24 protein-coding genes are annotated in these 20,948 nt (G+C 68.5%); 19 read left to right on the top strand and 5 right to left on the bottom strand.

Translation table 11 applies throughout. The features are described from left to right. Window positions 1–316: 316 nt before the first annotated feature. The 4 genes from ACPL7H_RS15090 to ACPL7H_RS15075 all read left to right on the top strand — a co-directional run bounded on the left by ACPL7H_RS15090 (window position 317) and on the right by ACPL7H_RS15075 (window position 4,951). Window positions 317–2,035 carry a Mu transposase C-terminal domain-containing protein gene (locus ACPL7H_RS15090; RefSeq protein WP_424797676.1) on the top strand — a complete coding sequence of 573 codons (1,719 nt, stop codon included), beginning with the start codon at window positions 317–319 and terminating at the stop codon, window positions 2,033–2,035. Between the two features lie 29 nt (window positions 2,036–2,064). Beyond that, window positions 2,065–2,964, top strand: a complete 900-nt coding sequence (locus tag ACPL7H_RS15085; protein WP_424791541.1) for a TniB family NTP-binding protein — start codon at window positions 2,065–2,067, stop codon at window positions 2,962–2,964. Further along, complete coding sequence (locus ACPL7H_RS15080) at window positions 2,961–4,202, top strand: TniQ family protein (RefSeq protein ID WP_424791524.1); 1,242 nt, start codon at window positions 2,961–2,963, stop codon at window positions 4,200–4,202. Before ACPL7H_RS15085 ends, ACPL7H_RS15080 begins: the two co-directional genes overlap by 4 nt. A 125-nt stretch (window positions 4,203–4,327) precedes the next feature. Continuing rightward, window positions 4,328–4,951, top strand: coding sequence for a recombinase family protein (locus ACPL7H_RS15075; protein WP_424791523.1), 624 nt, complete (start codon window positions 4,328–4,330; stop codon window positions 4,949–4,951). A gap of 163 nt (window positions 4,952–5,114) precedes the next feature. On the opposite strand, the gene ACPL7H_RS15070 is transcribed toward ACPL7H_RS15075, so the two are convergent. Further along, window positions 5,115–5,504 (bottom strand): heavy metal-responsive transcriptional regulator, encoded by a 390-nt coding sequence (locus tag ACPL7H_RS15070; RefSeq protein WP_424791522.1) that lies wholly within the window; start codon window positions 5,502–5,504, stop codon window positions 5,115–5,117. A gap of 69 nt (window positions 5,505–5,573) precedes the next feature. Here ACPL7H_RS15070 and merA point away from each other — a divergent pair, with 69 nt between their 5' ends. The 12 genes from merA to ACPL7H_RS15010 all read left to right on the top strand — a co-directional run bounded on the left by merA (window position 5,574) and on the right by ACPL7H_RS15010 (window position 15,267). Next, window positions 5,574–7,025, top strand: a complete 1,452-nt coding sequence (merA, locus tag ACPL7H_RS15065; RefSeq protein WP_424791521.1) for a mercury(II) reductase — start codon at window positions 5,574–5,576, stop codon at window positions 7,023–7,025. A gap of 277 nt (window positions 7,026–7,302) precedes the next feature. Continuing rightward, entirely contained in the window at window positions 7,303–7,662 is a 360-nt protein-coding gene (gene cmtR, locus ACPL7H_RS15060) for a Cd(II)/Pb(II)-sensing metalloregulatory transcriptional regulator CmtR (RefSeq protein ID WP_424791520.1), read from the top strand. Continuing rightward, window positions 7,659–9,563: a heavy metal translocating P-type ATPase gene (locus ACPL7H_RS15055; protein ID WP_424791519.1), complete on the top strand. Its 1,905-nt coding sequence runs from the start codon at window positions 7,659–7,661 to the stop codon at window positions 9,561–9,563. The genes cmtR and ACPL7H_RS15055 overlap by 4 nt, the downstream gene beginning before the upstream one ends. Before the next feature lie 66 nt (window positions 9,564–9,629). After that, window positions 9,630–10,238, top strand: a complete 609-nt coding sequence (locus ACPL7H_RS15050) for a cadmium resistance transporter (protein WP_424791518.1) — start codon at window positions 9,630–9,632, stop codon at window positions 10,236–10,238. Window positions 10,239–10,670: 432 nt separating this feature from the next. Beyond that, window positions 10,671–11,273 (top strand): recombinase family protein, encoded by a 603-nt coding sequence (locus ACPL7H_RS15045; protein ID WP_424797651.1) that lies wholly within the window; start codon window positions 10,671–10,673, stop codon window positions 11,271–11,273. Between the two features lie 133 nt (window positions 11,274–11,406). Then, window positions 11,407–11,784 carry a DUF2493 domain-containing protein gene (locus ACPL7H_RS15040; protein ID WP_424797650.1) on the top strand — a complete coding sequence of 126 codons (378 nt, stop codon included), beginning with the start codon at window positions 11,407–11,409 and terminating at the stop codon, window positions 11,782–11,784. Beyond that, window positions 11,781–12,407: a hypothetical protein gene (locus ACPL7H_RS15035; RefSeq protein WP_424797649.1), complete on the top strand. Its 627-nt coding sequence runs from the start codon at window positions 11,781–11,783 to the stop codon at window positions 12,405–12,407. Before ACPL7H_RS15040 ends, ACPL7H_RS15035 begins: the two co-directional genes overlap by 4 nt. 77 nt (window positions 12,408–12,484) lie before the next feature. Then, window positions 12,485–12,838: a hypothetical protein gene (locus ACPL7H_RS15030; protein ID WP_424797648.1), complete on the top strand. Its 354-nt coding sequence runs from the start codon at window positions 12,485–12,487 to the stop codon at window positions 12,836–12,838. Between the two features lie 68 nt (window positions 12,839–12,906). Further along, window positions 12,907–13,125 carry a hypothetical protein gene (locus tag ACPL7H_RS15025; RefSeq protein ID WP_424797647.1) on the top strand — a complete coding sequence of 73 codons (219 nt, stop codon included), beginning with the start codon at window positions 12,907–12,909 and terminating at the stop codon, window positions 13,123–13,125. Between the two features lie 45 nt (window positions 13,126–13,170). Beyond that, window positions 13,171–14,529 carry a DUF2201 family putative metallopeptidase gene (locus ACPL7H_RS15020; protein ID WP_424797646.1) on the top strand — a complete coding sequence of 453 codons (1,359 nt, stop codon included), beginning with the start codon at window positions 13,171–13,173 and terminating at the stop codon, window positions 14,527–14,529. A gap of 35 nt (window positions 14,530–14,564) precedes the next feature. After that, window positions 14,565–14,714, top strand: a complete 150-nt coding sequence (locus tag ACPL7H_RS15015; RefSeq protein ID WP_277051078.1) for a hypothetical protein — start codon at window positions 14,565–14,567, stop codon at window positions 14,712–14,714. Between the two features lie 94 nt (window positions 14,715–14,808). Next, window positions 14,809–15,267 (top strand): hypothetical protein, encoded by a 459-nt coding sequence (locus ACPL7H_RS15010; RefSeq protein WP_424797645.1) that lies wholly within the window; start codon window positions 14,809–14,811, stop codon window positions 15,265–15,267. Here the strand turns inward: ACPL7H_RS15010 and ACPL7H_RS15005 are convergent. The 4 genes from ACPL7H_RS15005 to ACPL7H_RS14990 all read right to left on the bottom strand — a co-directional run bounded on the left by ACPL7H_RS15005 (window position 15,264) and on the right by ACPL7H_RS14990 (window position 18,423). Further along, window positions 15,264–16,550: a tyrosine-type recombinase/integrase gene (locus ACPL7H_RS15005; protein ID WP_424797644.1), complete on the bottom strand. Its 1,287-nt coding sequence runs from the start codon at window positions 16,548–16,550 to the stop codon at window positions 15,264–15,266. The two genes, ACPL7H_RS15010 and ACPL7H_RS15005, sit on opposite strands and share 4 nt — an antisense overlap. Continuing rightward, window positions 16,547–16,762 (bottom strand): excisionase family DNA-binding protein, encoded by a 216-nt coding sequence (locus ACPL7H_RS15000; RefSeq protein ID WP_424797643.1) that lies wholly within the window; start codon window positions 16,760–16,762, stop codon window positions 16,547–16,549. The genes ACPL7H_RS15005 and ACPL7H_RS15000 overlap by 4 nt, the downstream gene beginning before the upstream one ends. 820 nt (window positions 16,763–17,582) lie before the next feature. Then, entirely contained in the window at window positions 17,583–18,047 is a 465-nt protein-coding gene (locus ACPL7H_RS14995; RefSeq protein ID WP_424797642.1) for a VOC family protein, read from the bottom strand. Then, window positions 17,986–18,423 carry a MerR family transcriptional regulator gene (locus ACPL7H_RS14990; RefSeq protein WP_424797641.1) on the bottom strand — a complete coding sequence of 146 codons (438 nt, stop codon included), beginning with the start codon at window positions 18,421–18,423 and terminating at the stop codon, window positions 17,986–17,988. Before ACPL7H_RS14990 ends, ACPL7H_RS14995 begins: the two co-directional genes overlap by 62 nt. A gap of 81 nt (window positions 18,424–18,504) precedes the next feature. Between ACPL7H_RS14990 and ACPL7H_RS14985 the strand changes: the two genes are divergently transcribed. The 3 genes from ACPL7H_RS14985 (at window position 18,505) to ACPL7H_RS14975 (ending at window position 20,929) form a co-directional block, all read left to right on the top strand. After that, window positions 18,505–18,978 (top strand): tRNA (cytidine(34)-2'-O)-methyltransferase, encoded by a 474-nt coding sequence (locus tag ACPL7H_RS14985; protein WP_424797640.1) that lies wholly within the window; start codon window positions 18,505–18,507, stop codon window positions 18,976–18,978. 40 nt (window positions 18,979–19,018) lie between these two features. Beyond that, window positions 19,019–19,996, top strand: a complete 978-nt coding sequence (locus tag ACPL7H_RS14980) for an aminoglycoside phosphotransferase family protein (RefSeq protein WP_424797639.1) — start codon at window positions 19,019–19,021, stop codon at window positions 19,994–19,996. Between the two features lie 69 nt (window positions 19,997–20,065). Continuing rightward, a complete protein-coding gene (locus tag ACPL7H_RS14975) occupies window positions 20,066–20,929 on the top strand; it encodes an epoxide hydrolase family protein (protein WP_424797638.1) in 864 nt (287 codons plus the stop codon). The last annotated feature ends 19 nt before the right edge of the window (window positions 20,930–20,948 follow it).

The raw sequence follows: 20,948 nt of genomic DNA, 5'->3' as shown, positions 1-20,948 counted from the left end.
CCTCACTGCAGAGCTCAGCTCACACTCGCTTCCCACCCCTTCCTGAACCTTGATGGAGCGCTCCCCCGGGCACGGTCCTGGGTTGGTGCGTGGCGTCTGCCGCAGCTCAGCCGTGACAGCCAAGCACCCACAGGTGATCACCCGATATCGAAGTCGCGAAAAGCTACAGTTTTACGAGACGCCCCGCTCGACGAGCATGGCGCCGGCACGATGTGAATGTCCGAAGTCGTCTGCACAGGCGACCTGTATGTTCGAGGCAGTGTGCAGCGGAGTTTGATCGCCCGGCGTGTCCGTACCCGTGTGCACGGTCGGCTTGTTGTTCCATAGTCCTGTGCACGACGAAGCGGTCGCTGAGGACCGGGTTCCTGAGCGTGGTCTGCTGACCGTCCCCGATGCCGTGTGGGCGGTCGCAGTGCGCCGGGCGGAGGTGATCGGCCCGCTGGCCGAGGCCGGGACAGCCGGTGAGGAGGTGGTGGAGGCGGCCGCCGAGCAGCTGGGCATCTCACGCCGGCAGGTCTATGTCTTGCTGCGCCGGTGGCGCGAGGGCCAAGGCGTGGTCTCCGATCTGATCCCGGGGCGCTCCAGCGGTGGCCGCGGCGGCCAGCGGCTGTCGGCCGAGGTCGAGGCGGCCATCCGCGAGGTCGTGCGCAAGCACTACCTGACCCGGCAACGGAAGACGACCGCCGCGGTACACCGCGAGATCACGCGGGTATGCCGTACCCGCGGCCTGCCAGTGCCTTCACTCGGCGCGATCACGCGCCGCATCGCTGGCCTTGACCCGCGCGCCGAGACAACAGCCCGTCAGGGAGCAGACGCGGCACGGTCGCTGGAGTCGGCCGGTGGGCAGGTGCCACCGATCACCGGGGTGTTGGAGCAGGTGCAGATCGACCACACCGTGGTGGATCTCATCGTGGTCGATGAGCACCACCGTCTACCGATCGGGCGGCCGTACGTGACGGTCGCGATCGACGTCTTCTCTCGGTGCATCGTGGGCCTGGTGATCACCTTGGAGGCACCCTCGGCGCTGTCGGTGGGGTTGTGCCTGGCGCACATGGTCACCGACAAGCGGGCCTGGCTGGAGCGCCTGGGGATCGAGGTGAACTGGCCGATGGCCGGCAAGCCTGGCGAGCTGTATCTGGACAACGCCGCGGAGTTCAAGAGCGAGGCCCTGCGGCGAGGCTGTGAGGAGCACGGGATCACGCTGCGCTACCGCCCCCTGGGACGTCCGCACTACGGCGGGATCGTCGAGCGGGTCGTCGGCACGCTGATGGAGATGGTCCACGAGCTGCCCGGCACGACGTTCTCCAACCCGGCCCAGCGCGGCAGCTACGACTCCGATGCCAAGGCCACCTTGACGGTCGCGGAGCTGGAGAAGTGGCTGGCCCTGGCGGTGGCGAACTACCACGGGACGGTTCACGGCACGACCGGGCAGACGCCGCAGGCCCGCTGGGTCGCCGGCGCGGCCCAGACGCCGGCGGTGGCCGTGGCCAACGAGACCGCGTTCTTGGTGGACTTCCTGCCGGTGATCCGCAGGACGCTGACCCGCACCGGGTTCGTCATCGACCACGTGCGCTACTTCAGCGACGCGCTCAAGCCATGGATCGCCCGCCGCGGGCAGCTGGACCGGTTCGTGATCCGCCGCGACCCGCGCGACATCAGCCGTATCTGGGTGCTCAACCCCGAGGGCGAGTCCTACCTGGCGGTGCCCTACCGGACGCAGTCCCATCCGGCGGTGAGCGTGTGGGAGCACCGCGCCGCGGTGGAACGGCTCCGGGCGGAAGGCCGGGCGCAGGTCGATGAGGAGGCACTGTTCCGGATGGTCGAGCAGATGCGCACCATCACCGACACCGCTAGGTCCACCACGCGCAAGGCCCGCCGCGACGCTGAACGCCGCAGGAAAGCGGGGGCCGCAGACTCTTGGGACAAGCCCGCCGCGGCGGGCCCGCCTGACGACACCCTTGCTGATGGTGCCAGCAGGGCCAGCGCCTCGGATACGGCGTCCGTGGCGCCGTTCGAGGTGATCGAGCAGTGGTGAGCCAGGGCCAGGACCGGACAGTCGAGGACATCGCGGGTGACGGCCTGGATCATCTGCACGAGAGCGCCCGGCCGGTGGCCCGGCTGCCGGCGGAGGAGCGGGTGCGGCACGTGCGCGCCGACCGGTGGATCGGCTACTCCCGCGCCACCGCGGCGCTGGAGCGGCTGGAGACGCTGTACGCGTGGCCGGGCAAGCAGCGCATGCCCAACCTGCTGCTGATCGGGCCGACGAACAACGGCAAGTCGATGATCATCGAGAAGTTCCGCCGACTCCACCCGCCCACGTCCCACGCCGATCGTGAGCAGATACCGGTGCTGGCGGTACAGATGCCCTCAGAGCCCTCGGTGATCCGGTTCTACGTCGCGCTGTTGGCCGCGATGGGAGCACCGCTACGCCCGCGCCAGCGCCTGGCCGACCTGGAGCAAGCCACCTTGGCGCTCCTGCGCGCGGTCGGGGTGCGAGTCCTGGTCATCGACGAGCTGCACAACCTCCTGGCCGGGCGCGGCGAGACCCGGCGCGAGTTCCTCAACCTGATCCGGTTCCTGGGCAACGAGCTGCGCATCCCGCTCGTCGGGGTCGGGACCCGCGAGGCCTATCTGGCGATCCGCTCCGATGACCAGCTGGAGAACCGCTTCGAGCCATTCACCCTGCCCCGCTGGGAACCGAACGAGGAGACCCGCACACTGCTGGCCAGCTTCGCCGCCGCCTTCCCGCTACGGCGCCCCTCGACGATCGCCACTGAGGACATGGCCCGCTACCTGCTCTCCCGCAGCGAGGGCACCATCGGAGAACTCACCCACCTCCTCACCGACGCCGCGGTGGCAGCAATCGAGTCCGGCGAGGAGGCGATCAACCAACGCACTTTGCTCATGGCGCCCTACGTTGGCCCCACCGAACGACGCCGGATGTTCGAACGCGAGCTGGCATGACCGCTCGCTGGCCCCTGCACCCACCACCGGGTGAGGGCGAGGCGCTGACGTCCTGGCTCAGCCGACTGGCCGAGGTCTACGGCTTGAGCGTCGAGGAACTCATCCGGCACAACCTCGCACCGGACCTCGATCTTCCCGACCACCACACCAGCACCCTGGACCTGAACCCACCCGCAGTGGTGCTTCCCGCGCTGACCGCCCGCACCGGCGTACCGCTGGACCAACTGCGCCAGATGACGATCGCCGGCCAGGTGCCCTGGCTCCTGGACACACTCGATTCCGAGCCAGTGCCCGGGGAAGCGTTCGACACCTACGTCCACCAGGACTCGGTGCTCCTGACCGCCAAGGAACGCCCCCGGCGGGAGGTGCCCGGCTGGCGTGCCTGGTTGCCGACCGACCCCAAACGCGGGCCGCTGCGCCGGGCCTGCCCGACCTGCCAAAGAACCTCCGCGGCCGGCACCTTCGGATTCACCCTGATCTCCCAGCTCCCGCTCACGCTCAGCTGCCCGCAACACGGCTGCTACCTCGACCCCGCCTTCGGCGGCCTTGGCGCCTTCGCCGCCTGGGAGAAGCAGGACACCCGCGCCCGCACTGCACCGGCCGCGGTCCTCGTCATGGACGCACGCACCCACCAGGCCCTGCACACCGGCACGGTGACCCTGCCGCGCCGATCCGTGCACGCGGGAGTGTGGTTCCGGCTGCTACGCACCCTCATCGACGAGCTCTCCGGCCCCGTCTCGGCGCTGCGCACCCGCTCCCACCGAAGCGTCCGGCGCATCTGGCACACCGCCGGTCACCCCGTCCGCGCCGGCATGGTCGCTCCCTGGCACCCCTACGAATCGCTGCCCTGGCCCCGACAGCAGATGCTTCTCGAAGCTGCCGCCGCCACCCTTAACCTCATCGAGACCGGCGAAGTCACCGCCCACGGCACCCTCGCATCTCTCCTGAGTCCTGAGCCTCACCGGCCCGTCCCCGACGGCACCCCACCCGACCGGCACTACTGGCAGGAAGCCGAGGACGCACTCAACACGGCGATCGCGCTCGCCCAGGAAGACCCCGTCGCCGCCCGCCAGCTGCTGGCCACCCTCACGGCCCTGACTCGCAGCGAGGCGACCTTCCAACGTGCTCGCGATGACCTAATCGCCCTCGGCATCCCGGACGACCACCTCCCACGGACGCTGGCGGAGCAGCGTGCACGCCAGGTGCCGGCCGGGCCGGAAACGACTGTCACATCTTGACAGATGGAGACCGTTCGCAGGACGTAGAATAGATGACGGGTTAAGTGACATGGACGCTCCGGACAGCCGTCACGCTGCGGACTGTCACGCAATCGGTCGTATAAGTGATGGGTGGGAGGCGCCTCGTGCTGGTCGGCTACATGCGGGTCTCGAAGGCCGACGGATCGCAGACCACGGACCTGCAGCGCGATGCGCTCCTGGCTGAGGGTGTCGACGCCGAGGCTCTGTACGAGGACCGGGCCTCGGGCAAGAAGGAGGACCGTCCCGAGCTTGCGGCGTCCCTGAAGTCCCTCCGTCGCGGGGACACCCTGGTGGTGTGGAAGTTGGATCGGCTCGGCCGCGACCTGAGACACCTGGTCAATATTGTCCATGACCTCACCCAGCGTGGCATCGGGCTGAAGGTCCTCACCGGGCAGGGCGCGGCCATCGACACCACCACCGCCTCCGGCAAACTCGTCTTCGGCATCTTCGCCGCCCTCGCCGAGTTCGAACGCGAGCTCATCTCCGAACGCACCATCGCTGGCCTCGCCGCCGCTCGCGCCCGCGGCCGCAAAGGCGGGCGCCCCTACAAGATGACCCCCGCCAAGATCCGCCTCGCCATGGCCTCCATGGGACAACCAGACACCAACGTCAGTGACCTGTGCAAAGAACTCGGCATCACCCGACAGACTCTCTACCGCCACGTCTCGCCCACGGGCGAACTCCGCGAGGCCGGACACAAGCTCTTGGCGCAGAGCCGGCGCAAGTGACAGGCCAACCTCGACTCCTGGGGCCGGGCCAAGCGCGGGATGACGATGGCAGCGTGTTGCGCTGGGGGTACACCCCGCGCAACAGATCCGTTGCAAACGGTCTAACACCCCAACGCAACAGAGTCGCCCGCCATGCGGTGCCACGGGCCCGTGACCTTCGGGGTCACAGGTAGCGGCAGACATTCTCGGGGGAGCACGTGGCCGGGTCGCCGGCGGCGGCGTGGTCGCGCAGGGCGGCGATCGTGGTGCGTAGCTGATCGAGCTCGGCGAGCTGTCGCTCGATCACCTCAAGGCGGGTGTCGAGCAGGTCGGTGACGTGCTGGCAGGGGGCCTGCCCCCGGTCGCGGATGTCCAGCACCTGACCGATCTGGGCCAGGGTGAGCCCGGCGGCTTGGCCCCGGCGGATGAAGTCCAGCCGGGCGAGCACCTCGGGGCCGTAGTCCCGGTACCCCGCCGGGGTCCGGTCCGGGTCGGGCAGCAGCCCGACTTCTTCGTAGTACCGCAGGGTCTTGGTTGTCGTGCCTGACGCCTGGGCCACCTCACCGATCCGCATGCCACTCATTCTGCCTTGACCTTCCAGTGCACTGGAAGGTCGATCCTGAGGACGACGAAGGAGGAGCTCGTGACGGTAACGGCTAGAGGTAGGTCGTATGACCTGGCAGTGATCGGGTCCGGTGGGGCGGCGTTCGCGGCCGCGATCCGCGCCACCAACCTGGGCAGGCGGGTGGTGATGATCGAGCGCGGCACCGTCGGCGGTACCTGCGTGAACACCGGGTGTGTGCCCTCCAAGGCCCTGCTCGCGGCCGCCGAGGCCCGCCACATCACACTCGACGCCACCCGGTTCCCCGGCCTGCCGGCCCCCGACGTCCGGCCGGTGAACATCGCCGCCCTGGTCGCCGGCAAGGATGAGCTCGTCGGATCACTGCGCAGCGAGAAGTACCTCGATCTTGCTGCCGAGTACGGGTGGGACCTCCTCCCCGGGGACGCCATGTTCGTCGGCACACCGACCCAGCCGGCACTTCGCGTCACCGGCCCTGACGGCACGGTGGAGACCGTCCGGGCCGCGCACTACCTCATCGCCACCGGCTCCAGCCCCTGGGCGCCGCCGGTCCCCGGCCTCCAGGAGGCCGGTTACCTGACCTCGACCACCGCGATGGAGCTGGACCACGTCCCAGAGTCGCTGCTGGTCATCGGCGGCGGTTACGTCGCCATGGAGCAGGCCCAGCTCTTCGCCCGGCTCGGCGCCCGGGTCACCATGCTGGTCCGCTCACGCCTGGCGCCCCACGAGGAACCCGAGGCCGCCACCGCCCTGGAGGAGATCTTCGCCGACGAAGGCATCGAGGTCATCCGCGGGGCGGTGCCCACCGCGGTCCGTCGCGACCCGGCCACCGGCGAGGTCGCGGTCACCGCCACCACCGCCGCCCATGGCTCACAGGAACTGCGGGCGGCCGAGGTGCTCGTCGCCACCGGGCGCCGCCCGGTCACCGGCACCCTCGGCCTCGACACCGTCGACGTGCGCACCAGCGACCACGGCGCGGTGGTCGTCGACAACCACCTGCGCACCACCAACCCGCGCATCTGGGCCGCCGGAGACATCACCGCCCACCCGCAGTTCGTGTACGTCGCCGCGGCCCACGGCACCCTCGTCGCCGACAACGCCCTCACCGGCGCCGGCCGTGAGGTCGACCACCGCCACCTGCCCCGGGTCGTGTTCACCAGCCCCGCCCTGGCCGCCGTCGGCATGACCGACCAGCAAGCCTCCGCCGCCGGGATCCGCTACGACAGCCGCGTCCTGTCCCTCGCGCACGTCCCACGCGCGATCGTCAACCGCGACACCCGCGGGCTCATCAAGATGGTCACCGACGCCGACACCGGCCGCATCATCGGCATCACCGCCCTGGCCCAGGACGCCGGCGACCTCGCCGCCGCCGGGGTCTACATCCTCGAGGCCGGCATGACCACCGACCAGGTCGCCAACCTCTGGAGCCCCTACCTGACCATGGCCGAAGGCCTGAAGCTCACCGCCCAGGCCTTCACCACCGACATCACCAAGCTCTCCTGCTGTGCAGCGTGAACCGGCCCCACACTGGGGCACCGATAGGGGACCGACGCGCCCGCGGGCGCGGGACAAGAAGACACCCTCTGGGAGGCCGGCACTAGGTCCGGTGTGGGAGTCACTCGGTTGCGATCGGTTCGAAGGCCACCTTTACGTGCTCGACCCGACGAGGACGGCCGTGGACGACGCGATGACTGCCTTGCGGCGTCACCGTGGTTTTCCATAGAGGGCGGGTCGGACAGAGGTTGTTGGACGAGAAGACACGATAGGCCAGCAGGTGCTGTATAGTCAGCGCATGCTGACTATTGCTTCGCGGCTGGACGTGATGAACCGGTTGGGCAGGGCGATGGCCGACCCGACCCGCTCCCGGATCCTCATGACGCTCCTCGAGGACCCCAGCTACCCGGCGGTGCTCGCCCGCGACCTGGGCCTGACCCGGTCGAACGTGTCGAACCACCTGACCTGCCTGCGGGACTGCGGCCTCGTCGTGGCCGAGCCCGAGGGGCGCCAGACGCGCTACGAGATCGCCGACCCGCACCTGGCGGCGGCGATGACCGCGCTGGTCGACGTGACGCTGGCCGTCGATGAGAACGCCTCGTGCGTGGATGCCGCCTGCGCGGTGCCCGGCTGCTGCCCGACCGGGACCGTGGCATGAGCGCGACCACCCAGGCGCCCGTCGAGGAGCTGGCGAGCGACGACGAGCACGAAGCCCCGTGGTGGGCTGACCGCGCCGTCATGATCCCCATCGCCTCGGGGGCTGCCCTCGTCGCCGGGCTGGCCTGTGAGTGGTCCGGCGCCCCGACGGCAGCGCTCGTTCTGTTCTGGGTCGGCCTGCTGCTCGGGGCATCCACGTTCGTCCCGGGTGCGCTGCGCAAGCTCGCCACGGGCAAGCTCGGCATCGCGCTCCTCATGACGATGAGCGCCACCGGCGCGGTCATCCTCGGCCACGTGGAGGAGGCCGCGGCCCTGGCCTTCCTCTACTCCATCGCCGAGGCCCTGGAGGACCGGGCGATGGACCGCGCGCGTGCCGGGCTGCGCGCACTGCTCAAGCTCGTGCCCCAGAGCGCCACCGTCCTCACCGACGGTCAGAGCGTGACCGTCCCGGCCCGTGACCTGACCGCGGGGCAGGTCATGGTCATCAAGCCCGGTGAGCGCATCGCCACCGACGGCATCATCCGTACCGGCCACAGCAGCGTGGACACCTCGGCCATCACCGGTGAGTCCATCCCCGTCGAGGTCGGCCCGGGTGATGAGGTGTCCGCCGGGGCGATCAACACCACCGGAGCCCTGCAGGTCGAGGCGACCGCGGCCGGCACCGACAACTCCCTGACCACGATCGTGAGCCTGGTCGAACGCGCCCAGGCCCAGAAGGGGCAACGCGCGCGGCTCGCCGACCGCATCGCCCGCCCGCTCGTGCCCGGCGTCCTGGTCCTGGCCGTGCTGGTCGCGCTCATCGGCTCACTCGCCGGTGACCCGCAGACGTGGATCACCCGCGCCCTGGTGGTGCTCGTGGCCGCCTCCCCGTGCGCGCTGGCGATCGCGGTGCCGATCACCGTGGTCTCCGCGGTCGGCTCGGCCAGCAAGTTCGGCGTCATCATCAAGAGCGGGGCCATCTTCGAACGCTTCGGGGACATCGGGCACGTCGCGTTCGACAAGACCGGGACCCTGACCAGGAACCAGCCCACCGTCACCGCCGTCGTCCCCACCGCCGACGTCACCGAGGAGCAGGTCCTGGCCTGGGCCGCGGCGCTCGAGCAGCACAGCACCCACCCCCTCGCCACCGCCATCACCCAGGCCGCCCCAGGAGCCCCCGCCGGTCAGGGCATCACCGAGGAAGCCGGTCACGGCATCCACGGCACCATCGACGGCGGCGAGGTGTGGGTCGGCAGCCCCCGCTGGGTCGACCCCGGCGACCTCACCGACCGAGTGCGTGACCTGGAGGCCCAAGGGATGACCGTAGTCGTCGTCCACCGCGACGGCACGGTCGCCGGGGCGATCGGGGTGCGTGACGAGCTACGTCCCGAGGTCCCCCAGGTCATCAAGACCCTGGCGGGCCAGGGCATCGGCGTCACGATGCTCACCGGCGACAACCAGCGCACCGCGCAGGCCCTCGCCGCCCGGGCCGGCATCAGTGACGTGCGCGCCGAGCTGCGCCCCGAAGGCAAGTCCGCCGCCGTGGACGAGCTCAGCGTGCGCCGGCCCACCGCGATGATCGGTGACGGCATCAACGACGCCCCCGCCCTGGCCGCGGCCGACGTCGGGATCGCGATGGGAGCCACCGGCTCGGACGCCGCGATCGAGTCCGCCGACATCGCCTTCACCGGCCAGGACCTGCGCCTGCTGCCCCAGGCCATCGCCCACGCCCGACGCGGGCGGCGCATCGTCAACCAGAACATCGTCCTGTCGCTGCTAATCATCGCTGCGCTGCCACCCCTGGCCATCACCGGCGTCCTGGGCCTGGCCGCCGTCGTGCTCATCCATGAGGTCGCCGAGGTCCTGGTCATCCTCAACGGCCTGCGCGCCGCACGCACCCACCAGCCCGCGCTCGGACGCTGACGCCGTGGGCCAACGCGGCCGCACTGACCCACCGCCGGCGGTCCGGCGCGCCCTGAAAGGCACCCGATGGAACTGCTCACCCCGATCCTGCAGGCGATCGGCCTGTTCGTGGCCACGAACATCGACGACATCATCGTCCTGTCCCTCTTCTACGCCCGCGGCGCCGGCCAGCGGGGCACCACCCGCAAGATCCTGCTCGGCCAGTACCTCGGCTTCGGGGGCATCCTGCTGGCCGCCGTGGTCGTCTCCCTCGGCGCCCGCAGCTTCCTGCCCGAGGACGCCCTGCCCTACTTCGGGCTCATCCCCCTGGCCCTGGGCCTGTATGCGGCCTGGCGCGCGTGGCGCAACCGCGGTGAGGATGACGACGATGACGAGGCCAAGGTCGCCGGCAAGCAGGTCGGAGTCCTGACCGTGGCAGCCGTGACGTTCGCCAACGGCGGGGACAACATCGGGGTCTACGTCCCCGTCTTCGCCACCGCGTCCACCACCGCGATCATCGCCTACTGCCTCGTCTTCCTCGCCCTGGTCGGCCTCCTCGTGCTCGCAGCGAAGTACGTCGCCACCCGCCGGCCCATCGCCGAGGTCCTCGAACGCTGGGAGCACATCCTCTTCCCGCTGGTCCTCGTCGGCCTCGGCATCGTCATCCTCCTCGAGGGTGGCGCCTTCGGCCTGTAGCGAGTTCCCAACCGCATCAAAGAGAGGCGGAGCACCTTCGCCGGAGGGGAAGAACCTCCGCGGAGGGTGAGGCTCACCGTTGCAGTGGGGTGCACCCCCTGCAACGCCCTTCCTAAGTGCATAACCGCTGTTGCACCTGGGTCTCGATTTCGGCAGTGCCACACATGAGTCGAATTGGGTCTAGACGTCGCGCTACACACGGGCGGATGCTGCGCCGCCGCCTGGGAGCGATCAACTGCTTCGCAGTTCGAGGAGCGCCTGCTCTTAGCCTTAAAACCAGCTTGGACTCGACGCCGTGCACGCGAGTACGGATATTCGTGCAGCCGAGTTCGAGAATTGACACCACTGGCGTGATTGCTGCCCTCAGCGGTGCCCGGTAGGGCCGCCCGATATTCTGCCCGGTCGAGGCCCCTATTTGAGACAGTGGTGCCCATGGGTTCGATCAAGGTCGGCTACGCCCGGGTCTCCACCGCGGACCAGGATTTGCAGGCCCAGCACGAGGCACTTGTAAGTCTCGGCGTGTCGCCAGAGCGGGTCTATGTGGACCACGGTCTGACCGGCACGAACCGGGACCGCCCCGGCCTGCGGGAGGCGATGGCTGCGTGCCGCGCCGGAGACACGTTGGTGGTGACCAAGTTGGACCGTCTGGCCCGGTCCCTGCCCGATGCTAGGGACATCGCCGATGAACTGACCGCCGCAGGTGTGGTACTGGACATCGGCGGCAGCCGATACGACCCGAGCGACCCGGTGGGAAAGTTGCTGTTCAACGTCTTGTCGATGGTGGCCGAGTTCGAGGTGGACATCATCCGCGCCCGCACCCGCGAGGGCATGGCGGTGGCCCGCGCCAAGGGCAAACTGCGCGGCAGGAAGCCCAAACTCTCCCCCGCCCAGGAACGCCACCTGGTGACCCTGGTGGAAGCCGGCGAGCACACCCAGGCCGAAGTGGCCGAACTGATGGGGGTCTCCCGCGCCACGGTGCACCGGGCGATGCAGCGAGCACAGGCCCGCAAGAAGTCCGCGGGGTCGAGTGTGTAGCGATCGGCGTTCACGGGGCTTTCAGGCCCTCGTAATTCTCGGCGTGTCATCCCTGCTGGTGGCCCAAGAAGCACGGTTCCGCACACCTGATTGACGACCTGGACGCCCAAGGGGCATGGGAGGTGCTAGCGACGTGAGGATCCTGGTGACCGGTTCACGGAACTGGACCGATACCCATACTTTGCAAGCCGCCCTCGATGAGGCACTGACGCAGGCCGACGATCTCGCCGAGGTGGTCCTGGTCCATGGGGACTGCCCCACCGGCGCCGACCGGATGGCCGCGCGCTACTTCGACCGACTGGGGCTGGCGACCGAGGCCCACCCCGCCGACTGGGGCGCCCACGGGCGGGCCGCCGGACCGATCCGCAACGCCCACATGGTCAGCCTCGGCGCCGACCTGGTGCTGGCCTTCCCGCTGGGGGCTTCCCGGGGGACGTGGAACTGCACCCGCCTGGCACAGCGTGCCGGTATCCCGGTGCGCATCATCACCAGCAGCACGGAGCGAACATGAGCGAACTGGTCCAACCCATCGTCCTGGCCTCCGGCGGCACCCACGCCCGGTCCATCCGCCTGGCAGCCCGCGCCGCAGTGTCCGCCCTTCTCCGGCCGCTCCTGACCGGGCAGGCCATCGCCGCCTCCTGGCAGCCCTGGACCGTCGCCGGCCACCCGGTGCTGGTGCGGAGCCTCGACCCCGGCAAGGTCGAAGAGGTGCACCAGTGGGCAATCACGGCCGGTCTGGACAACAGCGGCCGGTGGGATGAGCGGGCCGACCTGGCCGTTGCCCTGCAGCCGATGGCCCGCCGAGATCTACCCCGCACGGTGGCAAGCGCGGCAGATGGGGACCCGGACCTGGACCGGGAGGCCACCACGGCCGGCGAGGAGGACGGGCCGGTCATCGAGGTCCTGTCCACGCTGTCCACCGGCACGGCGGCAACAGCGGCAGCCACCTTGTTGTGGCAGTGGGTGGCGCCGCGGCTGACCGATGCCCCCGAGGGGGTGGCCGAGTGGTTCCGATCCGGGGCCGGGCTGACCATCAAGACTGGCGCCAGCCCCCAAGGGTTGGCCGACGCAGTAGGCGACCTGCACTACCACGACGGTGGGGACAACCTGGTGGCGGTGCTGCGGGCTAGATAACCCTGCGCACTGCGCAAAGGCCAGCCGAGCCGCATAACCTCGCTGGCCAGCAGCGCCCCGACCCCAAGGAGCCGCAGGTGATCCCCAGAAAGCGTGACCGTGCCAGCCTGGCGCAGATGCAGGTGCAACTGGACCGAACCCGGCAGGCCAAGGAGCAGGCCGAGGAGCGACTGGAGCTAGTCCGCTCCGAGCTGCAGGACCTCTACCAAGTTCACCACCCCGACACCAGGCGACTTATGGGTCGCCTCGGGGATGCGATCAAGCCCAGCGATGTGGCCGCCTGCGCCCACTGCCGCACCCCGTGGCCGTGCGAATCCTGGTGTGCGATCCGTCGCCTGCACGCGGCCTCCTACGGTCACGCCGAGTCCGTCCATCCTGTGTACGAGCCGTTGACGCTGGTGCCCAGCACCGACGAGAACCTGGCCGGGTGACGTGGACGCCCCGGACACACCACCAGGTACTGCAAGCAGTAGCCCATGACGGATTGGTGTGGAGACGAATGGGAATCAGAAGCATGCTCGATGCCCAGGTGGCGGTCCTTGGCCCGCTGGCCCGAGCCCACGAGTTGAACCCCTCCCTGGAGGACTTCGCTAGGGCTTATGCGGTCGGGTTCGCCCGCAGCGGGGGTCAGATGGTCCAGGTGGTCCCCGACCGTGCGCTGGTGCGCTACCTGGCGGGACACCACTCGGCGGGTCTGCGCCTATCCCACGCGGGCTGAGGGGGCTGGTGGCACCTGGCCGGCGGGTCCGCACACCGGTAGGACATGAAGCCGATCATTCCCACCGCCGAGCAGCACGCCGACTTCTCCGCATGGCGTGCCGTCGCCCTGTCGCGCATGCCCTACATGGCCGCGATGCTGTTCTCCGTGCGGGTGCTCAACGCCCCCGGGATGGGCACCTTCGCCGTCGATGCCCACCACCGGCTGTACATCGACTTCGATGAGGTCACCGGCTGGGGCACCACCGCCTGCGCCGAGGTCCTGCTACACGAGGTGGGCCACCTGTTCGGTGAGCACGCTTCATTCGCCCGCGACTTCGGCATCAGCAAGGACGACCACGACGTGTGGAACGTTGCCGCCGACGCCAGCTTGAACGACGACCTGGCTGCCGCCGGGTGTGACTACATCGCCGATACCGGCGTGATGCCGGCCCAGTTGGGCGAGCCGGACTACCAGACCGCCCAGCACTACTTCGGCGTGCTGAAGCGCATGATGCAGAAGCAACAGCAACAGCAAGGTGATGGCCAAGGCCGGCAGCAGGGTTCGGGCTGCGGCCAGGACTCAGGGCAGGGCAGCGGCCAGGATGGTGCCAACGGCCCGTTCAGCGGCTGCGGTTCCGGCTCCGGTGGCCGTGCGGCCCCGATGGAACTGGACGCCGACGACGACCTCGACGGGCAGGCACCCGGTGCCTCCTCCGGTGAGCGCAAGCGGCTGCTGGTGAGCACCGCCGCGCAGATCGTGGAGCACGCCTCCCGTGGACTGGGCACCGTGCCCGGCGGGCTGGTGGAGCAGGCCAACCAGATCCTCACCCCCTCCACCACGCCGTGGCAGCGCATCATAGGCTCGATGGTGCGCCGGGTGGTGCGCCGTCGCGCGGGCCAGGAGCGTACCGATTACACCCGCCGCGACCGCCGTCGTCACAACGTGCGCATCGGCGCGAGCGGGTCGAAGGTGGTCTACCCCGGCCGCAGCGCCCCCAAGGTGCGCCTGGCCGTGGTGCGCGACACCTCCGGTTCGATGGGCGAGCAGGAGTTGGAGATCGTCACCAACGAGATCGTGGGAATCTCCCGCCGCCTGCGCATCAAGGGTCGCGACCTGATGGTCCTGGACGTGGACGCCGATGCCCATGCGGTGCGCGGGTTCACCGGAGCGGCGGCGCTGAGCACCGTCCACGGCCGGGGCGGGACCGACATGACCGAGGGCATCGACAAGGCCCTGGAAACTCCGGGAGGCGTGGATGCCGTGGTGGTGATCACCGACGGGGGCACCCCGTGGCCCACCGAGCGCCCCCGCGTTCCGGTGATCGCCTGCCTGGTGGGGCCGTGGGCGCGGCTCACCCAAGAGGACGTTCCCGACTTCATCCCCCACCTGGTGATCGAGGACCCGGCCCAGCAGGGGTCATGAACCAGCGACGACAAGCAGACCAAGGAAGAACAACGATGGACAAGGTTGAGATCAACATCACGCTGACCGACGCAGTGCTGGAACTGGCCGAGATCGAAGAGGCCGAGGAAAGGCTCGACGCCAGGCGCAAGGAGATCCTTGCCCTCGTGGAGCGGACCCGCAGTGGCAGGCTCACCCAGCGCTGAGATTCAGGCTGCGGTGGAGTGGGGCCAGTTCGTCCTACTCGGCGCCGGGCCTTCCCCAGTGAACCGTGCTGTGCGAATCCTGGGGAGTCTCGGCGTGCCCGCACTGACCTCACGCGCCCGACGCGACGGCAGCGCCAGTGCGCGCACCACCGCCGGGGACTTCACCCTGACCGAGGTGCTGGACCTGACCCAGAAGTTGCGCGAGGCCGGGATGCACCTCACCTTGCGCGCGGGCATCATCAGCACCGACCGGCCCCGCCGGCAGGGCAAGCCCCCGGAGTCCGGCTTGTTGCGTGACCGCCAGCGCACGCTGGCCACCTTCACCTTCCCCGACCCCGACACCTACGACCCGCAGACCGTGGACGCCCTGCTGGAGCGCAACGGGTGGCACCAGCACGGCCAGCGGGTGGTGCTCACCTCTTCAGGCGGCGCCCGAAGGGTGCTGGTCCTAGTGGAGTACGACATCGAGGAGCAACTGACCCGCCGGCCGTGGTGGCCCGCGCAGCCGCAGCACCTGGCGCAGGCGGCAGGGCCGCAGCGCGAGGCGGCCTAGTCTTCGTCCACCTCATAGACTCGTGTCGCAGTTTCCTTTGTGCGCTGGTTGTCCAGCAGCGCCTGGTAGGCATCCATGGAGTCCCGCTGCATCGACGGCATCAGATGGGTGTACAGGTCCATAGTGATCTGGTAGGAAGCGTGCCCGAGGCGCTCTTGCACCGCCTTGGGGTGCCAGCCTGCGATCAGTAGCACGCTGGCGTGGGTGTGGCGCAACTCGTGCACCGTGATAGGCGGCAGTGGGTTTCTGGGGTGGTCCAGGTTGTAACGCTCCACCGCCCTGCTCCACCGTCGGTAGACGAAGTTCGGACGCATCTGGTGGCCGTCTTTGGGGTTGGCGAACACCGGCCGGTCGGCACGAACCCGGTTCATGTCAACTGTGGTGAGCCTGCGGCGGTGGTCTCTCAAAGCCAGGGCAACGTCGGTGTTCAGTTCAATCTTGCGCGGATCACCACCCTTGACCTTCTTCGTCAGATCGTATTCAGGCTGACCTTTCCTTTTGATGGTGGCGACCGTCCGGCGGATCGATGCCGACCTCGGCAGGTCCAGGTCCGACCAGCGCAGTGCGGCCACCTCGCCTCGGCGTACTCCCGTGTGTCCGATGAACGCCCATGCGGGGAACATCTCAGGGTCCTCGCGCTCGGCCCACGATAGAAACTCCGTCAGTTGGTCGATTGTCCAGACCGTGATTTCTCCCTTGGCCTCCTTGATCTGTTTGGCTGTCGGGGGCTTGGCTCCTTTGAGCCTGGTCGGGTTGGCGCGGATCATCCGGTCGTCTAGCGCCGAGTCGAGGGCCACCGACAGGGCCTGGTGAACCTTGTGCACAGTGTTGGGTCCCAGTCCCTCGCCGGTCAGTTCGCCCTTATGGTTGCGCCGCCCTTCGGTTTCCAGTCTCCGGTACAGCGCAGCAAGGCGGGTGGAAGTGAGTTTCGCCAGTTCGACCTCACCGATGTAGGGCTTGATGTGTAGTCGAATCACTTTCTGGTATCCGGCCTTGGTGGACTCTCCCACGCGGTGGCCTTCCACCCACTCGTCCATGAACTCGCCCACCGTGATGCCCGCACGGGCGGTGCTTGTTGCTTCTCCGCGGTCTATGGAGCTGAGTTTCTCCCGTAGCCCGACCGAGGCGCTCTTGGCCGTGGGGAACCCGCCCTTTGACCTTCGCCGCAACGGAGAGTCGGGGTCCTCGGGGTCCGCCCGCTCGTACCACTGGATGCGGTACTTGCGCACCCCGGCATAGGTGTAGGCATAGATGCTGCCCTCACCGTGCTTACGCCTGCTCATGCGACGTCGGCACCCAGAAGGGCCATGAGCTTCAGGCGCGGGATGAGCCGCTTGGTGCCGACCTGTAACGAGGGCAACTGCTCCTCGTCTATGGCGCGGTAGACGGTGCGCACGTCCACCCCCAGCAGACTGGCGACCTCCTTGACGGTCAGCGTCGGGCGGTCGGTGGCGAGAGCGTCGGACATCGTGGTGATGGTGTTGTTAGCGGTCATGCCCTCCATGTGTGCGGGCGATGTCTTCTTGTGCCACGGCATGTAATCGCGTGCTCGCTCTGCCCGATCTGGAGCCTGTTGGCACAACAAATGGCACAACAGCGCCATTAGCAGCACGAAGAACCGATGGAAAACGTTGCTATTCTGCGGATGTCCGCCACCCTTGGCGTGGGGGTTCAAGTCCCCCTCTGGACACTCACAGTTGGACCACACTTGTTTCTCAGGGTATCTGAGGCCATCCCCTCCTTCGACACCGAGCCACTGTGCTGGACCTCGGCGGGTTCCGCCGCTCTGAGGAGCCGAAGGTCGCCGCCCTGTCCGTCCTCGACCACCTCTGGGCAACCCGGGAGAGCAGTCGGCCCATCCTCATCGTCATCGACGAGTCCCATAATCTCTGCCCCGCCGAGCCGTTGACGCCGGTGGAGCGGGCGCTGACCGAGCGGATCGTCCAGATCGCGCCGAGGGCCGCAAGTTCGGACTCTGGCTGCTGCTGTCGACCCAGCGGCCGGGCAAGATCCACCCGAACGCCGTCTCGCAGTGTGACAACCTCGCGCTGATGAAGATGTCCTCCCCGCGGGACCTCGTCGAACTCGCCGACCTGTTCGGCTACGCACCCCCGGAGTTGCTCCAGCGCGCAGTCGTTCACTCAGGGCCTCTCACTCATGGCCGGCGGGTTCATCGCCGAGCCGACGGTCGTCCAGATGGGTTCACGGCTCACCGAGGAGGGCGGCTCGGACGTCAGGGTCCCGCTGCGCCGGCCATGAAATTCACCGGCAAGGATCGCTCCTGCGCCTGGCTCCGGCCCGTCGCGGGTGGCCCTCTACCGAGGTCGGTCGTCGTCAGTCGTGAAACCCTCTCGGGTTGCGCGTTCTTCCAGGGTCTCGAGTTCCTGGAAGAAGGTGACTTGCCAGCCAGCCGGACCTTGTACTCGGGCGTTGATCGTGCGGAAAGGGGTGTGCGTCGCAGGTGCCAAGGTCTGCGCGCCATGCTCGCGGGCGGAGGAGACGGCAGCTTCGGTGTCCTCGACCTCCAGGGCGATTCGAAGGGTCGGCCCCGGAGTCGTGGGAGCCTTCTCGATCGCATCGATGGTGCGCACGTGGGTGGGAGTGGCGAGTTCGATCGTGGCGATGCCCGCGTTCAGGATCGACACGCGGTCATCGCCTTCGGTTGCGAAGGCGGGTTGTTCGGCCATCCCCAGAACATCCCGGTAGAACCGGACGGCTTCATCGAAGTCGTCGGTCTCGATGATCAAACGCAGTTGCTTGGGTGTATTGGAGCGAGTCATGAGGCCCATCTTGTGGGGTGACATGCGTGTCAGGTGCAAGCCCCAGCCGGACTCGCAGTCGTCGCAGGCCCGCCATCTCAGTCTCGATCGAGCGCTTTTCGCTCTCCAGTCGGGCTTGTGCCGCAACTAATGCCTTGTCCAGAAGCGAAGCATCCTGATCGGGACGGGTGAGGGCGGGGAGCAACTCCTGGATGACAGAACTACAGAATCCAGCCTGGAACAGTTCCTGGATCTGCACGACGCACGCCTCGTGTTCGGCCGTATATACGCGGTGACCTGCCGCGGTGCGATCGGGATCGAGAAGCCCCTGCTGCTCGTAGTACCGAAGCGAACGCACGCTGACACCGGTCCGCGTGGCAAGTTCACCAATTCTCATCGTGGAATCCTTGCTGAGGTGGCTGCTGGTGCGCCGGCGCAAGCAGACTACCCGCCTCTCCAGCCAGCGATACAATCTGCTGTGTTCCATGTGATGTTCTTCGAACCCCGGATCCCCCCGAACACCGGAGCGGCAATCCGGATGTCTGCGGTCACCGGTACCACCTTGCACCTGGTCGAGCCCCTCGGCTTCGATCTATCGGACGCGAAACTGCGCCGTGCGGGACTGGACTACCACGACCTTGCGCACGTGATCGTCCACCCGGACTTCGACGCCGCGATGGCCTGGGTCGGTGAGCACGCCAACGGGACCGTGTACGCCTTCACCGGGCGCGGGCGCACCATGTTCGCCGATATCGCCTACCAACCGGGCGACACTCTGCTCTTCGGCCCCGAGCCGGCCGGTTTCCCCGACCACATCGGCACCGACGAACGCGTCAGCGACACGGTCCGCATCCCGATGCGTCCGGGCCTGCGCTCGCTGAACCTGTCCATTGCCGCAGCGATCGCCACCTACGAAGCCTGGCGCCAGCACGGATACGTCACCGGCGAGTAAGCACCATTCGAAGAGGGCCGGCGGCATTAAAGTATGGGCCGTGACCCAGCCCCCTCCTGCCGTCCCGATCCCCCACGCACTGAGCACCGGAGCCGGCTCCACCCCCCAGGGTGCGGAGTGGATGCGGCGAGTTCCGGAACTGGTGGCACGGGCCGTGCGTCGCTGGTCGCTGCATCTGGGCGAGCCATTCGGCGTGGGCACCGCGTCCTGGACCGCACCCGGAAGGTTGTCCGATGGGACCCCTGTGGTGCTGAAGGTCGCCTACCCCCACTCGGAGGCGCAGTTCGAGGCGATCGCACTGCGGATCTGGCAGGGCCATTCGGCCGTGGAACTGCTCGATCACCACGGCGGTGACTGGGCGCTGCTGATGCGCCGGGCCATGCCGGGCGACCTGCTGCTGAACGACCAGGCACCCCCGGAGCACCGGCTGCGGATCGCGATGGACATCCTGGCCGATCTGCACCAGGCGCCGCTGGCGGAGTTCACGATGCCATCCCTTCGCAGCGTGGCCGCCAACTGGTCCACGACCGCCACCGAGCGTGCCAATACCTGGTCCCACCTGTACGAGGGCTTCCGGTCCGAGATGCAGTACGGACTGGACCTGCTGGCCGCCTTCGCCGACCCAGTTGCCACCCCGGCCCCGACCGTGGCCCTGCACGGCGACCTCAACCCCGGCAACGTGCTCATGGATGCCCCCACCGCCGGTCCGGCCCGGTGGCTGGCGATCGACCCCAAACCGATGGTCGGCGACCCCGGCTACGATCTGTGGCCGATCCTGGCCCAGATCGATGACCCGTTCGCTCATCCCGATCCAGCCGCTGTGCTGGCGCCCCGGATCGGCATGGCTCAGCAAGTGCTGGGGGTGCCGGCCCGGCGCATCTGCGAGTGGGCGTGTGCCCGCACTGTGGAGTCGGTGCTGTGGCGGTTGGAGACCTGGCCCGACCCGGCCCAGCAGCAGCACAACCTGCGCGACCTGCCTGCGGTACGGATCTGGGCGATGCTGGCCCAGCAGTACTGACCTCACCGTCGGATCTGGCTTGAGGTATTTCCATTGCCTCGGGGTCGGTCTGCTGGGAGCGTCATCCGTGTGAGCACAACACAGGTGTCCCCGTTCCACATCGAGATCCCGCTCTCGGCCGTGGCCGATCTGCACGCCCGCCTGGACAACGCACGCTTCCCCACCCCGCTCCCCGGCGATGACTGGAGCACCGGAGTCCCGGTCGAGGTCCTGCGCACCTACACCGCGCGCTGGCGCGAGCACGATTGGAGTGCCACCCAGGACCGGCTCAATGCCCTGCCGCAGTTCACCACTGACATCGAGGGCCAGACCATCCACTTCGTGCACGTTCGCTCCGCGGTACCGGATGCCACCCCGCTGATGCTGGTGCACGGATGGCCCGGGTCGTTCCTGGAGTTCGAGCAACTGATCGGCCCACTGACCGACCCGATCGCCCACGGCGGCCGCGCCGAGGACGCCTTCGACGTGGTCATCCCCTCCCTTCCCGGGTTCGGATTCTCCACCCCCTTGGCGGAGCCGGGCTGGACCACCCACCGGATCGCCTCAGCCTTCACCGAGTTGATGGACAGGTTGGGCTTTCCCAGGTTCGTCGTCCAGGGTGGGGACATCGGCGCCGGTGTCGCGCCCGAGATGGGCAGGGTGGCGCCCGAGAAGGTGATCGCGGTGCACGTCAACGGTGCGCTCGGAGGGTTCGTCGGGGAAGTCGACGACGAGACGTACGCACAACTCTCCGAGGTCGAGCAGGATCGGCTGCGCAGGGTCGGGGAGTTCATGCAGAGCGAGTTCGGCTACATCGCCATCCAGTCCACCAGACCCGGGCTGATCGGGGCCATGGCCGCCGACAGTCCGGTTGCCAGTTCGTCCTCGCCAACGCCTCCCTGTACTGGTTCACCGCGTCGGCGGGTTCAGCAGCCTATGTCGGTTACGGCATGAATGAGGGCTGGGGCGAGGT

Source organism: Pseudactinotalea sp. Z1732 (assembly GCF_049724975.1).
In the GTDB taxonomy this organism is placed as follows: domain Bacteria; phylum Actinomycetota; class Actinomycetes; order Actinomycetales; family Beutenbergiaceae; genus CALKWS01.
This window is presented reverse-complemented; position numbering and strand designations above follow the sequence as displayed.